At 66.9% G+C, this 14,148-nt stretch carries 17 protein-coding genes and 1 other RNA gene; 6 read left to right on the top strand and 12 right to left on the bottom strand.

The window, feature by feature from the left end; all coding sequences use genetic code 11:
- Positions 1-59: 59 nt before the first annotated feature.
- The 3 genes from A5789_RS36775 to smpB form a co-directional block, all read right to left on the bottom strand.
- Positions 60-236 (bottom strand): hypothetical protein, encoded by a 177-nt coding sequence (locus tag A5789_RS36775; protein ID WP_156511333.1) that lies wholly within the window; start codon positions 234-236, stop codon positions 60-62.
- Between the two features lie 97 nt (positions 237-333).
- Positions 334-704: a transfer-messenger RNA gene (gene ssrA, locus A5789_RS22035) on the bottom strand.
- 81 nt (positions 705-785) lie between these two features.
- Complete coding sequence (gene smpB, locus A5789_RS22030) at positions 786-1,259, bottom strand: SsrA-binding protein SmpB (RefSeq protein ID WP_063013852.1); 474 nt, start codon at positions 1,257-1,259, stop codon at positions 786-788.
- A 340-nt stretch (positions 1,260-1,599) separates the two neighbouring features.
- On the opposite strand from smpB, the gene A5789_RS22025 reads away from it, so the two are divergent.
- A complete protein-coding gene (locus A5789_RS22025) occupies positions 1,600-1,968 on the top strand; it encodes a hypothetical protein (RefSeq protein WP_063013798.1) in 369 nt (122 codons plus the stop codon).
- Positions 1,969-1,975: 7 nt separating this feature from the next.
- Here A5789_RS22025 and A5789_RS22020 read toward each other — a convergent pair whose 3' ends face one another.
- The 9 genes from A5789_RS22020 to A5789_RS21985 form a co-directional block, all read right to left on the bottom strand.
- Positions 1,976-2,212 (bottom strand): hypothetical protein, encoded by a 237-nt coding sequence (locus tag A5789_RS22020; protein WP_030515490.1) that lies wholly within the window; start codon positions 2,210-2,212, stop codon positions 1,976-1,978.
- A 15-nt stretch (positions 2,213-2,227) separates the two neighbouring features.
- Positions 2,228-2,479: a hypothetical protein gene (locus tag A5789_RS22015; RefSeq protein WP_155525635.1), complete on the bottom strand. Its 252-nt coding sequence runs from the start codon at positions 2,477-2,479 to the stop codon at positions 2,228-2,230.
- Between the two features lie 145 nt (positions 2,480-2,624).
- Complete coding sequence (recQ, locus tag A5789_RS22010; RefSeq protein WP_063013802.1) at positions 2,625-4,745, bottom strand: DNA helicase RecQ; 2,121 nt, start codon at positions 4,743-4,745, stop codon at positions 2,625-2,627.
- A 192-nt stretch (positions 4,746-4,937) separates the two neighbouring features.
- Complete coding sequence (ftsX, locus tag A5789_RS22005; RefSeq protein ID WP_063013804.1) at positions 4,938-5,843, bottom strand: permease-like cell division protein FtsX; 906 nt, start codon at positions 5,841-5,843, stop codon at positions 4,938-4,940.
- Positions 5,843-6,532 (bottom strand): cell division ATP-binding protein FtsE, encoded by a 690-nt coding sequence (gene ftsE, locus A5789_RS22000; protein ID WP_063013806.1) that lies wholly within the window; start codon positions 6,530-6,532, stop codon positions 5,843-5,845. The genes ftsX and ftsE overlap by 1 nt, the downstream gene beginning before the upstream one ends.
- A gap of 74 nt (positions 6,533-6,606) precedes the next feature.
- Positions 6,607-6,765: a hypothetical protein gene (locus A5789_RS36770; protein WP_156055619.1), complete on the bottom strand. Its 159-nt coding sequence runs from the start codon at positions 6,763-6,765 to the stop codon at positions 6,607-6,609.
- Positions 6,752-7,609, bottom strand: coding sequence for a mechanosensitive ion channel family protein (locus A5789_RS21995; protein ID WP_063013854.1), 858 nt, complete (start codon positions 7,607-7,609; stop codon positions 6,752-6,754). The genes A5789_RS36770 and A5789_RS21995 overlap by 14 nt, the downstream gene beginning before the upstream one ends.
- Positions 7,610-7,736: 127 nt before the next feature.
- A complete protein-coding gene (prfB, locus tag A5789_RS21990) occupies positions 7,737-8,849 on the bottom strand; it encodes a peptide chain release factor 2 (RefSeq protein ID WP_063013808.1) in 1,113 nt (370 codons plus the stop codon).
- Between the two features lie 83 nt (positions 8,850-8,932).
- Positions 8,933-9,790 carry a helix-turn-helix domain-containing protein gene (locus tag A5789_RS21985; RefSeq protein WP_064905981.1) on the bottom strand — a complete coding sequence of 286 codons (858 nt, stop codon included), beginning with the start codon at positions 9,788-9,790 and terminating at the stop codon, positions 8,933-8,935.
- Between the two features lie 132 nt (positions 9,791-9,922).
- Here A5789_RS21985 and A5789_RS21980 point away from each other — a divergent pair, with 132 nt between their 5' ends.
- From A5789_RS21980 to A5789_RS21960, 5 genes are all read left to right on the top strand, one after another.
- Positions 9,923-10,510: an NADPH-dependent FMN reductase gene (locus tag A5789_RS21980; protein WP_063013812.1), complete on the top strand. Its 588-nt coding sequence runs from the start codon at positions 9,923-9,925 to the stop codon at positions 10,508-10,510.
- Positions 10,511-10,655: 145 nt separating this feature from the next.
- A complete protein-coding gene (locus A5789_RS21975; protein ID WP_064905979.1) occupies positions 10,656-11,462 on the top strand; it encodes an SDR family oxidoreductase in 807 nt (268 codons plus the stop codon).
- Positions 11,463-11,522: 60 nt separating this feature from the next.
- On the top strand, positions 11,523-12,308 hold the full coding sequence (gene hisN / locus A5789_RS21970; RefSeq protein WP_227462794.1) for a histidinol-phosphatase: 786 nt from the start codon (positions 11,523-11,525) through the stop codon (positions 12,306-12,308).
- Positions 12,309-12,375: 67 nt separating this feature from the next.
- Entirely contained in the window at positions 12,376-13,269 is an 894-nt protein-coding gene (locus A5789_RS21965) for an ABC transporter ATP-binding protein (RefSeq protein WP_063013818.1), read from the top strand.
- Positions 13,269-14,063, top strand: a complete 795-nt coding sequence (locus tag A5789_RS21960) for a hypothetical protein (RefSeq protein ID WP_063013820.1) — start codon at positions 13,269-13,271, stop codon at positions 14,061-14,063. The genes A5789_RS21965 and A5789_RS21960 overlap by 1 nt, the downstream gene beginning before the upstream one ends.
- Positions 14,064-14,148: the final 85 nt, after the last annotated feature.

The raw sequence follows: 14,148 nt of genomic DNA, 5'->3' as shown, positions 1-14,148 counted from the left end.
TGGCGGCCACCGGCGCTGAACTCGCCGTGGGCGTCGAGGTGCTCAAACGAGGACTCGACCTACTGAACGAGCCTGCCCAGCTCTATCGCACCCGTACCGACGCGGTGAGGCGCCATCTCAACCACACCTTCTTCGAGCGCTTCTACCTCGACATTGACGGGGTCCGCACCGACCGACTTCGCCAGCCCTTCGCCGATCTTCACAATGCTGCCGGCACCCGCTCGATCTGCGAGCACCCCGGCACCTCCCCGCGCCAAGCCACGTCCAGAAACGGAAAAAGCGGCCCTACCCTCCACGATGTCCTTACGGACCCCGTTTCGAGTAAGGCCGCTGTGGTGGAGCTGCCGGGAATTGAACCCGGGTCCTCCGCCGCTTCTTCAGGGCTTCTCCGTGTGCAGTTCGCTGAGCCTCTACTCGGATCTCTCGGTCACGCGAACAAGCCGAGATGACGATCCCAGTCGCTGTTCGATGTCCCGTACGACTCCGCGACCGAGCCGCACGGTAGAGCTCTCTAGCTGATGCCAGTACCCGGGCCGAGAGCAAACCCGGACTGACAGACACGCTCTACTGCTTAGGCAGCGAGAGCGTAGTCGCGCTGATGAGAATCGGCGCTTATTGGGTTACAGCGACGCTTACGGTGGTCTCCTGCCTGCACCGACACGCTTCCCCTGAATCGACGTACGCAGTCGAAACCGATCAGCCCCGTACTCAACTCAGTTGAACACCCGGCTGGTGGGCCGGGCTGTTCATATTAACATCACTTCGCCGTCATACATTCCCGCCGGTCAGTGCATACCTTTCACGCGCCGGCCGAGTTCGCGCGTCACCTCTCGCTCCGCGGTCCGGCGGGCCAGGTCGTGGCGCTTGTCGTAGTCCTGCTTACCCTTGGCCAGCGCCAGTTCGACCTTCACCTTGCCGTCGGCGAAATACATCGACAGCGGGACGAGGGTTTGTGAGCTCTCCTTGGTCTTGCCGGTGAGCTTGTCGATCTCGCGACGGTGCAGCAGCAGTTTCCGAGTGCGGCGCGGGGCGTGGTTGGTCCAGGTGCCGTGCCCGTATTCGGGAATGTGCAGGCCACGCAGCCACACCTCCCCGTCGTCGATGGTGGCGTAGGCGTCCACCAGCGACGCCTTACCTTCCCGCAGGCTTTTCACCTCGGTACCGACCAGCGCGATCCCCGCCTCGTAGGTGTCGAGGATCGTGTAGTTGTGCCGCGCCTTGCGGTTGGTGGCGATGACCTTGCGCCCCTTCTCCTTCATGAACACCTTTCCCTCGACTCCGCGCAGCTCGGCGGCGCTCCACGCTGTCATTGTGCCTCGACGCCCGCTGAGCGGGCGGACCTGTCCGGTTTACACGGCCGCCGAACAGAAGGAAAACGAAATTCCGGCGCGGAATATGCCGTGATCCGGCTCACGGCCGGCCGGTCTCCGGCAACCCGCCCGCACCGCCCGGGCGCCGGTGTCGCGGGAGAAACCACCGCACCGGCAGGCGGCGGCAGCGGACGAATGCGGACATCCCCACCGCCGGGAACCGATTTTGTGTGCCCATCGCCGAGTGAGCGCGCAAAATGGTTGCGTGACAACGGTACCCAGATTCAGAGTGAGCACCGCCTCGGATCGTGTACTCGACGACCCGACCGATGCGCAACTACACGATCTCCTGGCCGAGTTGGATTACCGAGAACCCCAACTCGTCGTCGAACGCCCGGGTTCGCCTGCGGCCCAACACTATCTGCGCGTCGAGATGGATCGGCGCATCGATCCCGACGACGGTCGCGGCTATATCGTCGAATACGGCGGGGGCGGGCCGGGCATGCAGTTCCGTGCCAGCGTGCGCGACACCGCGCGCTGGGGAACCCCGCACTCACCCGCCTTCGAACTCGTCGCAAAGACCGTGCAGGACTGGGCCTTTCAGCGCTACGGCTGGCAGAACGCGATGATGTGGGAGCGGGTGAGCACCGACCGCTGACGCGCGGTCAGCCGCCGGGGCGGACCTGCAGATAGAGAATCAGCAAGGCGATCCACGCGAGTAGCAGCACCACGGTCGTCAGCCGCGGGCGACCGAGCGGGTTCGCGTGCGGGCGCAGCCACCCGGCCTCGACCGAATCCGCTCGGGTGCGGCGAGGTCCGGGTTTCGCGGCATCCGGCGGATCGCCGCCGGGGCCGGAATCCGACGACTGATCGGAGCGGTCGTCGTGATGGTCGTGGGACATAGCGGCACGCTACCGCTATCCGCCCGGTCGCACCGCCAGATACAGCGCCAAGACGGCAATCCAGACAGTGATCAGGGCCAGCGTCGAGGGCCGCATGCCGGTGCGGGCTCGTCGCAACTGCCGGGTCATGCCGATCCGGCCCAGAGGCCGCACCCCGAGCCGGGAAGGATCCGGCGTGGCCGAGACGGCCAAATCGGCGCCTGAAGCCGGGTCGTGGTTCTTCGGCGACCCGTTGGTCTCGATCACTCCGTCCTGCCCATGTGTCACGGCGAGACGGTTACCCGCGCCGGGCGGAGGGATAAACGTGGAACGGGCGCCACCCCGAGTCCGGCGTGGCGGTCGACACCGGCGCGCACAGCGACCGCAACCACCGTCCGCGCTGGTGAGCGGGCACGCCGATGCACCGAGCGGTTCAGTAGAAGTCGTCCGGCGGGGGCTCGAAATCGGCGTCGGGGATGTCCCGGTTCACCGAATCGTTCGGGGCTGCCGGTTCCGCGGCCTCGAACCTCGAGCGTGTGACCGGGCCGCGAGACGGTTCCGGGCGCGGGCGGGCACCCGATGCGGCTGCGCGGGAGGAGCCGCGCCGGCCGGCCGGTCGCTCGGCTCGGTTCGGACGCGGGGCCGGCGCCTCCGCCGCCCCGACCGAGCTACCCGCATCGAATCCCACGACCACTTCGAGGACACCTTCGCCGTACTTCGCGAGCTTGTTCTCACCGATTCCGCTGATGCCGCCGAGTTCGGCCAGGGTCGCGGGGGCACGGCCGGCGATATCGCGCAGGGTGGCGTCGTGGAAGACGACGTAGGCGGGAACGCCCTGCTCCTTGGCGACCGAGGCACGCCAGGCACGAAGCTGTTCGAACAGGTCTGCCGCCGCGGGCGCCAGCTCGGCCGCGGCGAGGCGCGACGCCTTCGCCTTGGCCGCGCGCGGTGGCTTCACGCGTTCCGGCTCGCGGCGCATGAGGACCGTGCGGTTCTTGAACAGCACCTCGTCGCTGGCTTCGGTGAGGGTCAGCACGCCGTATTCGCCGTGCACCGCGAGCAGGCCCTGGGCGAGCAGCTGGCGGATCACGCCGCGCCATTCGGTATCGCGCAGATCGGCGCCGACGCCGAACACCTTCAACTCGTTGTGCTTGTGCTGCAACACTTTCGGATTCGACTTCCCGAGCAGGATGTCGACGATATGTCCGGCGCCGAAGCTCTGCCCGCGTTCGCGTTTGAGCCGCAGCACCGCCGAGAGCACCTTCTGCGCGGCGACCGTCCCGTCCCAGGATTCCGGCGGATTCAGGCAGGTGTCGCAGTTACCGCAGGTGTCACCGGATTGGCCGAAGTAGTTGAGCAGCTGGGTGCGGCGGCACTGCACGGTCTCGCACAGCGCGAGCATCGCATCCAGGTGGAGCTGTAACTGGCGCCGGTGCGCCGCGTCGCCTTCGGAGGAGTCGATCATCTTGCGTTGCTGCACAACATCATTGAGGCCGTAGACCATCCAGGCGGTGGACGGCAGGCCGTCGCGGCCGGCGCGACCGGTCTCCTGGTAGTAGCCCTCCACCGACTTGGGCAGATCCAGATGTGCCACGAACCGCACATCGGGTTTGTCGATGCCCATCCCGAAGGCGATCGTCGCGACGACGATCAGCCCGTCCTCGCGCAGGAACCTGGCCTGGTTGGTGGCGCGGGTACGCGCGTCCAGACCGGCGTGATAGGGCACCGCCTCGATTCCGTTGCGGCACAGGAATTCCGCGGTCCGCTCGACCGAATTGCGAGACAGGCAGTAGACGATGCCCGCCTCCCCCGGATGTTCGGTGCGGATGAAGGACAGCAGTTGCTGATCGGCGCGATTCTTCGGTTCGATCCGGTACTGGATATTGGGCCGGTCGAAACCCGCGACGAAATGCTTGGCCCCGGTGAGGTCGAGCCGCTCGGCGATCTCGCGGCGTGTGGCCTCGGTGGCGGTGGCGGTCAAGGCGATCCGCGGCACGTCGGGCCAGCGTTCGTGCAGTACCGACAACGCCAGATAGTCGGGCCGGAAGTCGTGGCCCCACTGTGAGACACAGTGTGCCTCGTCGATGGCGAACACGGACACCTTGCCGCGATCGAGTAATTCCGCGGTCGATTCGAGCTTCAACCGCTCCGGCGCCAGATACAACACATCCAGTTCCCCGGCGACGAACTGCGCCTCGACCGTGCGCCGCTCGTCCGGGTATTGGGTGGAGTTGAGAAATCCGGCCCGCACCCCGAGCGCGGTCAGCGCGTCGACCTGATCCTGCATCAGCGCGATCAGCGGCGAGATGACCACACCCACCCCCGGCCGCACCAGCGCCGGAATCTGATAACACAGCGACTTGCCGCCGCCGGTAGGCATCAGAACGAGCGCATCGCCCCCCGAGACGACCTGATCGACGATCTCGCGCTGTAATCCCCGGAAACTGTCGTACCCGAATACACGCTGCAGAATCTGTTGCGCCGCATCGGTTTCCACAGTGCGCGACGAAGCATCGGCCGTCTCGAGCGTCTCCGGGGAATTCACGCCAGCCATCCTACGGACCACCACCGACGATCCGAACCCCCAATCCACAGCCGCACCCGTTGCTGTCGATTCTGCGAACCACCACCGATTGATAGTCTCCGCCGACGTGACCGACTCCGCCCCGATGCGACCGGCAACACCGAACGACGCAAGCGCGATTCTCGCGTTGCTGCTCTGCTCCGGCTGGAACCCGGAACGACCCTATTCGCGCACGTAGTAGCGCAGTGTGCCGTAGGCCGTCAGCGCGGCGAACACGATGCCGACCGGCACCACGGTCAGCGCCACCACCGCGATGTCGTCGCCGGTGATGCGCGGGAAGACCTTCGACGCGAACAGGTCGCCGAGGGCGCGGTCGATGACCAGCGGCCGCGCGATCATCAGTCCGATCACCGCCAGCACCGACCCGGCCAGCGCGGCGACCACCGCCTCGAGCAGGAACGGCAGCTGGGTGTACCAGCGCGTCGCACCGACCAGACGCATGATGCCGACCTCCTCCCGGCGCGTGAACGCCGCGATCTGCACCATATTCGCGATCAGCAGCAGGGCGGCCAGGGCCTGCAGTACCGCCAGGCCGAAGGCCGCGTTGCGCAGGCCGTCGAACAGGCTCACCAGCCGGTCGACGATGTCCTTGTCGTTGCGCACGAATCCGACCCCGGGTTTGCCCTGGAAGTCCTTGAAGATGCGCGGATACTGCGAGGCGTCGGTCATCTTGACGCGCAGCGAGGCCGGCAGGGGTGACTCGCTGACGTATTTGGCCAGCTCCGGCTGATCCTTGAAGGTCTTCTCCTTCGCCTCCCGGACCGCCTCCTCGCGATTGAGGAACTGCACCGATTCCACGCCGGTCTCGGACTTCAGCGCCGACATCAGCGCCTTGCACGGGTCCTGCGAACAGTCCGGATCGTTGGCCGAGACGTCCTCGGTCAGGTACAGCCGCACCTCGAGCCGGTCCAGGAAGTACTGCTCGGTCTTGTCGGCCATCCGGACGGCCAGCATGCCGCCGCCGAGCATGGTGAGCGAGACAGCGGTGGTGAGGATCATCGCGATGGTCATGGTGACGTTGCGGCGTAGGCCGTTGAAGACCTCACCGAAGAGGAAGCTCGCGCGCATTACCGGCCCACCCCGTACACGCCGGTGGCCTCGTCGCGGACCAGGCGGCCGCGATCGAGTTCGACCACGCGCCGGCGCATGGCGTCGACGATGTGATTGTCGTGGGTGGCCATCAGCACCGTGGTGCCCGTGCGGTTGATGCGTTCCAGCAACATCATGATGTCCTGACTGGTGTCGGGGTCCAGGTTGCCGGTGGGTTCGTCGGCGAGCAGTACCAGCGGCCGGTTCACGAACGCGCGGGCGATCGCGACCCGCTGCTGTTCACCGCCGGACAGCTCGGTCGGCAGGCGATCCGCCTTACCGGACAAACCCACCAGGTCCAGCGCCTCCGGCACCGCCCGATTGATGAATTTGCGATTCTTGCCGATCACCTCGAGCGCGAACGCCACGTTTTGTTCGACCGTCTTCTGCTGCAACAACCGGAAATCCTGGAAGACGCAGCCGAGGCGCTGGCGCAGCTTGGGCACCCGTCGTCCCGGCAACCGGTCGACCCGGAAATCCGCGACATGCACTTCGCCGGTGGTCGGCTTGACCTCTTTCAGCAACAGTTGCATAAACGTCGATTTACCCGACCCGGACGGTCCGATAATGAAGACGAACTCGCCCTTGTCGACCTCGACCGAAACATTGTCCAGCGCGGGTCTCGTCGAGGTTTTATATGACTTGGTGACGTTCCGCAGGGTGATCACGAGGTGCCAGTGTAGCCAGCGAAGTCATGGCACACCCCGGCCCACTCCGGAGCATGCGACTTGTCACAGAGAGGTCAGCGGGCCGGCGCGGTCGTCAGCGCGGAACCGGAAACGGTATTCGCGATGTTGGGAAAACCGGAATGGTCCGGCGTGGCCGGCTTCACGAACAGATACAGCACGAGCGTCGCGACCCAGACACTGACCAAGATCGCGGTCGATTTACGCGGTTTCACTCAAACCCTCCCGACGCAGCGCCGCGGCGACACGCACTCGCAGCTCGCGTCCGACGTCGAATTGTTTACCCGGCAGTGTGCGGGCCACCATCCTAATGTTCATCTGGTCGACGGTGAGATCTTCCAGGCCCATCACCGTAGGTTCGTCCAGCAGTAGCGATTTCAGGCGGCGATCCTGAAATGCTTTGGCGCCCACTTCGTGCAGGATTTCGTTGACCTTGGTGATATCGGCGGTGGCGGGCACCGGCACATCGATCGCCGCGCGGGCCCAATCCTTCGACAGATTGGTCACTTTCACGATCTGCCCGTTGGGCACCGTGATGACCTCCCCGTCCGGATTGCGCAATGTGGTGATCCGCAGCGTGACGTCCTCCACGGTACCTTCGGCCGGCTCGGATTGCCCGGTGACCGCGATGCGCACCACATCACCGAATCCGTACTGCCGCTCGGTGATCAGGAAGAATCCGGCGAGCAGGTCCTGCACGATGCGCTGGGCGCCGAAACCGAGCGCGGCACCCAGCACCGCGGCCGGAGCGACCAGACCGCCGAGCTGAAAGCCCAAGCGCTGCAACACTTCCAGCGACACCAGGAAGTAGACGATGGACAGCACCACCCAGGTGATGACCTGGGCCAGTGCATGGCGATGTTTGGCGGCCTCGGTGCGCACCAGCGAATCGCTGCTCTGGAAACCGGCGTCGATGCGGCGGGTGATGCGGTCACGCACGAAGGTGGCGAAGCGGCTGAACAGCATCGCGCCCACGATCAGCAGCACGATCTCGAGCCCGCTGCCGCGCAGCCACGACGTGAATTCCGCACCGGATCCGGTGGCGAGAGTCGTCGTCATCGGCGCATCCTTTCCGGTATCAACCGTGCACCGACACAAGCCGATCTGCCGCCCGAACACACGCCAGACAGGTTACTACGACCGGCGACCGACCGATATGCCGTGATTGTGCCGTGATAGGCGGGTTTCACGCGTCCTGGCGCATCCGCCAGCGGATTCCCTCTTCGATGAAACCGTCGATATCACCGTCGAGAACCGAGGACGGATTGTTCACCTCGAAGTTGGTGCGCAGGTCCTTGACCATCTGGTACGGGTGCAGCACGTACGAGCGCATCTGGTTACCCCAGGAGGCGCCCTCGGTGGTCTTGAGCGCGTCCATCTCGGCGCGCTCCTCCTGCCGTTTGCGCTCCAGCAGCTTGGCCTGCAGCACGCGCATGGCCGAAATCTTGTTCTGCAGCTGCGACTTCTCGTTCTGGCAGGTCACCACGATGCCGGTCGGGAGGTGGGTGATCCGCACCGCCGAATCGGTGGTGTTGACGCTCTGGCCACCCGGGCCCGAGGAGCGATACACGTCGACGCGGATCTCCGACTCCGGAACCTCGATATGGTCGGTGCCCTCGACCACGGGCAGCACCTCGACCTCGGCGAAGGAGGTCTGGCGACGGCCCTGGTTGTCGAAGGGGCTGATCCGCACCAGGCGATGGGTCCCCATCTCCACCGAGAGGGTGCCGTAGGCGTAGGGCACCTTCACCGCGAAGGTGGCGCTCTTGATGCCCGCCTCCTCGGCGTAGGAGGTGTCGTAGATCTCGACCGGATACTTGTGGCGCTCGGCCCAGCGCACATACATGCGCATCAGCATCTGCGCCCAGTCGGCGGCGTCCACACCACCGGCGCCCGAGCGGATGTTGACCAGCGCCTCGCGCTTGTCGTACTCGCCCGAGAGCAGCGTGCGCACCTCCATCGCCTCGACGTCGGCGTGCAGCGCGGCCCGTTCGGCGTCGGCATCGGCGAGGGCGGACGTGCGGGCCTCGCCCTCTTCCTCTTCGGCGAGTTCGTAGAGCACCGGCAGATCGTCGAGCCGCTGCCGCAGTTCGGTGACGCGGCGCAGCTCACCCTGGGCGTGCGACAGCTCGCTGGTCACCTGCTGGGCGTGTTCCTGGTTGTTCCACAGCTCCGGGTCGGCGGCCTGATGTTCGAGCTCGTCGATGCGACGGCGCAGCTCGTCGACGTCGAGTACCGACTCGACAGTCTTCAACGTGGTGTCGAGTTCGGCGAGATCAGCGGAAACGTCAGGATGCACGGTTGTCCAATCTACCGCTCGCGCAGGTGGCGGTGAAATGCGGCGAGTCGCCGGCAGCCCGGGCGATGCGGCGGGCGGCCGGCTCAGCCCGATACCGCGCGCAATCCACCCGGGCGGCGGCCCAGCAGCGCATCGAGGGCCGCGGCCGTCGCGTCGTCGGCAGGCAGCTGGACCTGGATGTACTGGTCGTCGTCGGCGGACAGGTCCAGCCGTTCGTAGGCCAGCCGCAGCGGACCCGCCTCGGGATGGTCCATCCGGCTGATGCCGCTGGTATCCGGCAGCCCGGCGATGTCGGCGACACGACGGGTGAATTCCGCACCCGCCAGCAGCGTCAGCTCGTCGGCGAGCGCGGCGATGGTCGGATCCGAGCGAAAGGGACCGGCCTTCAGGTTGGCTACCGCGAGATCGGCACGACGGTCCCACTCCGGGTAGACGATGCGGGCACGCGGATCGGTGAACAGCCAGCGCGGGTAGCCCGCGGGCAGGCCGTGATCGAGCAGGCCGGTGCCGCCGACCAGCGCGCGATAGCCATCGGTGCAGCTCAAAACCTCACTGAGGCGGTTGAAGACGGCCGCGGGCGCCGGTGCGAGACGGTCGAGAATGGTCTGCACCGCGGGCCGGACCAGGCGATTGGGCAGCGCGCCGCCCGTACAGCTGAATCCGGGATCGGCGGATTTGACCAGCCGATGCAGCTGGACGCGCTCACTCGGGCTCAATCGAAGGGCATCGGCCAATGCGGACAGCACGCTCGCCGACGGATGCCGGTCTCGGCCCTGCTCCAGCCGGATCAGATATTCGACGCTGACTCCGGCGAGTGTCGCGAGTTCGGCGCGGCGCAGCCCCGGGGTGCGGCGGCGGGGCCCGGCCGGGAGCCCGACCTCGGCGGGGGTGACCGCCGCACGCCGAGTACGCAGGAAAAGCCCCAGCTCGTTATCGCTCACAGATCGACGCTAACAGCGCGGGGCGCGCCGAGGGTATCCCTCTCACTACCACCCTCGCAGCGGGCTCCCTGGCCTCACGCCCGGACGGCAGAGTCGACGACAGCGAACGACGCTTTCCGAAGGAGATCCGAAATGTCCAGCAGCACAATGCGGCTCGCAGTTGTCATCGCCAGCGTCCGGGAGGGCCGCTTCGGGCCGGTGGTCGGTGAGTGGTTCGCCGAACAGGCCCGGCGGCACGACGGATTCGAGGTCGACCTCATCGATCTCGCCGGGGCCGATCTGCCCGTCGCACTGCCGGCGGTTCCCCCGCGAATGGAACCGAATCCGCCGCGGCCCGCCGGCATGGTCGATCTGACCCGGCGTCTGGATGCCGCGGATGCGATCGTCATCGTCACGCCCGACATCAACAGCAGTTACCCGGCCTCGATCAAGACGGCGATCGACTGGCACTACACGCAATGGGACCGCAAGGCGATCGGCTTCGTGGGCTACAGCGGGGCGAGCGGCGGGCTGAACGCCATCGCTCACCTGCGGCAGGTGTTCGCCGAGCTGAACGCGCACACGATCCGCGACTACGTGTCCTTCCCCCGGTACTACCAGCAGTTCGACGCCGAGGGACGGTGGACCGCACCGGGCGAATCCGAGGCGGCGGCAGCGGGAATGCTCGACCAATTGCATTGGTGGGCGAGCGCTTTGGCTGCGGCGCGGGTCGCGGCGTGAACAACGGCTCGCGATGGCATGGGCCGGTCACAGACGCTCGGCCGGGCCCGCTCAGTGGAACGACCCTCCACACGACGGGAGCCCACAACTAGCCTCGATTCGAATATCTGATTCGTGGTTTCATCCAGCCGAAACAGGAGGGTCGATGGGGACCATCGCCGTAACCGGGAGCGCGTCGGGGATCGGGGCGGCCGTCGCCGTCCACCTGGAGAAGGAAGGGCACCGGGTCATCGGGGTCGATCTGCGCGACGCCGAGGTGACCGCCGATCTGGGCACGGCCGAGGGACGCGCGCACGCGGTCGCCGAGGTCTCCCGGATCAGTGCGGGCCGGCTGGACGGATTCCTGCCCTTCGCCGGTGTCGCCGCCGCGACCGGGCGGCCCGGTGGGCTCGTGGTGTCGGTGAACTACTTCGGCGCGATCGCGCTGCTGGAGGGGCTGCGGCCGCTGCTGCGCGAGTCCGGCAACGCCTCGGTGGTACTGGTGTCGTCGAATTCCACGACGACACAACCACTCTGGCCGGTGGAACTGGCCGACGCCTGCCTGGCCGGCGACGAGGAACGCGCCCGCGGCATCGCCGAATCGTTCGGCGACCTGGGCGCGATCCAGGCCTATCCGGCGACGAAAGCGGCCCTGGCCTGGTACGCGCGGACGAAATCGGCGGAGTACATCGCCGACGGCATCCGCCTCAACGCCATCGCGCCCGGCATCATCGACACCCCGATGACCCAGGAGGGCAGCAAGGACGCGCTCACCGGGGAGGGCATGAAGCAGTTCCTCGCCATGACCCCGATCGGGCGGCCCGGTCGCCCGGAGGAGATCGCCGACCTCGCGGCCTTCCTGCTGTCGGACAAGGCCGGTTTCTTCGTGGGCTCGGTGATCTTCTGCGACGGCGGCATCGATGCGGCCTTCCGCGGTAAGGACTGGCCCGCGGTCTGGAATCCGCAGCAGTAGCTCGTGGCCCCGGCGAGACCGCGAATGGCTCCGATCGGGTGCGCCCATTACGGTGGCCGTGTGACCGATCATGCCGGCGATCTCGACCTTGCCCTGCTGTTGGCCGATGCGGCCGATGCGATCACCCGTGATCGTTTCGGCGCCCTCGACCTGAAGGTGAACAGCAAACCGGATCTGACCCCGGTCTCGGACGCGGATCTGGCGGTGGAGCGGTCGCTGCGCGACATTCTCATCGAGCGGCGTCCGCACGACGCCGTGCTCGGTGAGGAGTTCGGCGGTGAGGCCGAGTTCATCGGACGGCAGTGGGTGATCGATCCGATCGACGGCACCAAGAACTTCGTGCGCGGAGTTCCGGTGTGGGCCAGTCTGATCGCGCTGTTGCAGGACGGCGTTCCGGTCGTCGGCGTCGTCAGCGCGCCCGCGTTGAGCCGACGCTGGTGGGCCGCAACGGGTTCCGGCGCGTGGACCCGTTTCGAGGACGGGGAGCCGAAGCCGATCACGGTCTCCGAGGTCGGCGGGCTGAATTCGGCCAGTCTCGCGATCTCCAGCCTGTCCGGCTGGCGAGACCTGGGGCTGCGTGAGCAGTTGATCGACCTGACCGATCAGGTGTGGCGCACCCGCGGCTACGGCGACTTCTTCGGCTACTGCCTGCTCGCCGAGGGCGCGCTCGATATCGCCACCGAACCGGAGGTCTCGCTGTGGGACCTCGCGCCGCTCGATGTGCTCGTGCGCGAGGCCGGCGGCCGCTTCACCGCCCTGGACGGAACCCCCGGACCGCATCACGGCAGCGCGGTCGCCACCAACGGACTGCTGCACGACTCCGTACTCGAGGCGCTGCGCGGGTGACATAAGTCCGTCCCCACGGGTTCGCAGGGCTCTGCTCTGTCCGGCCCCGGCCGCGCAGTCTGGGACCATGCCACCGATGCTCGCGATGCGCGGCCTGACCAAGTTCTACGGTCACACGCCGGCACTGCTCGACCTGGACCTCGAGGTTCCGCCCGGAGTGATCTTCGGATACCTGGGACCCAACGGGGCCGGTAAGACGACGACCGTTCGGATACTCGTCGGCCTGATGCGTCCGAGCCGCGGTTCGGTGACGGTCGCGGGCGCGGACGTCGGACGTGACCGATCGGCCGCCCAGCGCCATATCGGCTATCTCCCCGGCCAATTCGTCGCCTATCCGAATCTCACCGCCGAGCGGTATCTGACCTACCTGGCCCGGCTGCGCGGCGACGTCGATCCGGCGGTTCCCCGCGAATTGGCCGAACGCCTGAACCTGGACACATCGGCTCGAATCTCGGCGATGTCGCACGGCAATCGGCAGAAGGTCGGGCTGGTGCAGGCATTCATGGGCGAACCGGACGTACTCGTGCTCGACGAACCGACCCAAGGGCTGGATCCGCTGGTCCAGCGAGAATTCCTGACTCTGCTGCGAGAGGCCCGCGACGCCGGGCGCACCGTATTCCTGTCCTCGCACGTGCTGTCGGAGGTGCAGGCGGTCGCCGACACGGTGGCGATTCTGCGGCGGGGCCGGTTGGTCGAAGTCCGGTCGGTCGCGGCACTGGCGGCGCAATCGCTGCGGCGGCTCGACCTCACCTTCGCCTCCACACCTCCGGAACCGCAGCTGCTGGCCGCCGTCGGCGGGGTGCGATCGGTGAGCGGCGCCGGTCCGGTGCTGCACGTCGAGGTGGACGGCTCGACGGCCGAACTCCTGAAGTTCGTCGCACCCTACGGGGTGGTCGACGTGATCAGCCACGAACCCGATCTCGAAGAGGTCTTCCTCACCTACTACGGACAGGACAGCTGATGTTCAGCACGGTGTTCGTCAAATGCCTGCGTGACCAACGGCGCGGGTTGATCGGCTGGAGCCTCGGGATCGTCGCGCTGGTACTGCTGGAATCGGCGCTGTGGCCGTCGATATCGAACATCCCCGGGCTCCGGCAGATGGTCGACAACTACCCGCCGGCATTGCGGAAGCTGCTCGGGATCGAGGACTTCCTCACCGGCACAGGCTTTCTCAACACCGAGCTCTACAGCATCATGCTGCCCATCCTGTTCTTGGTCTTCTCGGTCTCGCGCGGCGCCCGCGCGATCGCCGGGGAGGAGGAGTCCGGGACCCTCGAGGTGTTGTTGGTGACGCGGGTGACGCCGGTGCGGCTCGTGCAGGAACAGGTCGCGGTGCTGCTCACCGGCCTGGTGGTGCTCGGCACCGTGCTTTTCGCCTCCGTTGTCGTGTTCTCGGCGATATTCGGGATGCATATCGGCGTCGGGGCCGCGGCGACGGGATCGATCGCCATGATCGCGCTGGCCGCGCCGTTCGGCGGGCTGGCCTTGGCGGTGGGCGCCGCTTCCGGTCGCCGCCTGGTCGCGGTCGCGGTGGCGAGCGTGGCCGCGGTGGCCGCCTATGTGCTGTACGCGGCGTCGAAGATCGTCGACGCGGTGCGCCCGTGGGGCCGGTGGTCGCCGTTCGAACAGGCGCTGTCCGACGGCCCGATGGGCGCGGGCCTGCGGCCGGGCTATCTGTGGCTCGTGGTGGCCGCGGCTGTCTTCGTGGTCGCTTCGCTGCCGATTTTCGATCGTCGCGACATCGCCGGGGTATGAGAATCGATACAGACCGATCGGCACTCGACTGCCTTCTTACTCTGGAGTAAGATAGACTTACTCGCAAGTAAGATCCTGGGACCGA

It is taken from the genome of Nocardia sp. 852002-51101_SCH5132738, assembly GCF_001665695.1.
Lineage (GTDB): Bacteria > Actinomycetota > Actinomycetes > Mycobacteriales > Mycobacteriaceae > Nocardia > Nocardia nova.
This window is presented reverse-complemented; position numbering and strand designations above follow the sequence as displayed.

Coding starts and splice junctions, on each gene's coding strand:
- smpB (WP_063013852.1), bottom strand. CDS start 1,259: ATGAAGGAGAAGGGGCGCAAGGTCATCGCCACCAACCGCAAGGCGCGG.
- A5789_RS22020 (WP_030515490.1), bottom strand. CDS start 2,212: ATGTCCCACGACCATCACGACGACCGCTCCGATCAGTCGTCGGATTCC.
- recQ (WP_063013802.1), bottom strand. CDS start 4,745: ATGGCTGGCGTGAATTCCCCGGAGACGCTCGAGACGGCCGATGCTTCG.
- ftsX (WP_063013804.1), bottom strand. CDS start 5,843: ATGCGCGCGAGCTTCCTCTTCGGTGAGGTCTTCAACGGCCTACGCCGC.
- A5789_RS21995 (WP_063013854.1), bottom strand. CDS start 7,609: ATGACGACGACTCTCGCCACCGGATCCGGTGCGGAATTCACGTCGTGG.
- A5789_RS21980 (WP_063013812.1), top strand. CDS start 9,923: ATGTCCAGCAGCACAATGCGGCTCGCAGTTGTCATCGCCAGCGTCCGG.
- A5789_RS21975 (WP_064905979.1), top strand. CDS start 10,656: ATGGGGACCATCGCCGTAACCGGGAGCGCGTCGGGGATCGGGGCGGCC.
- A5789_RS21965 (WP_063013818.1), top strand. CDS start 12,376: ATGCCACCGATGCTCGCGATGCGCGGCCTGACCAAGTTCTACGGTCAC.
- A5789_RS21960 (WP_063013820.1), top strand. CDS start 13,269: ATGTTCAGCACGGTGTTCGTCAAATGCCTGCGTGACCAACGGCGCGGG.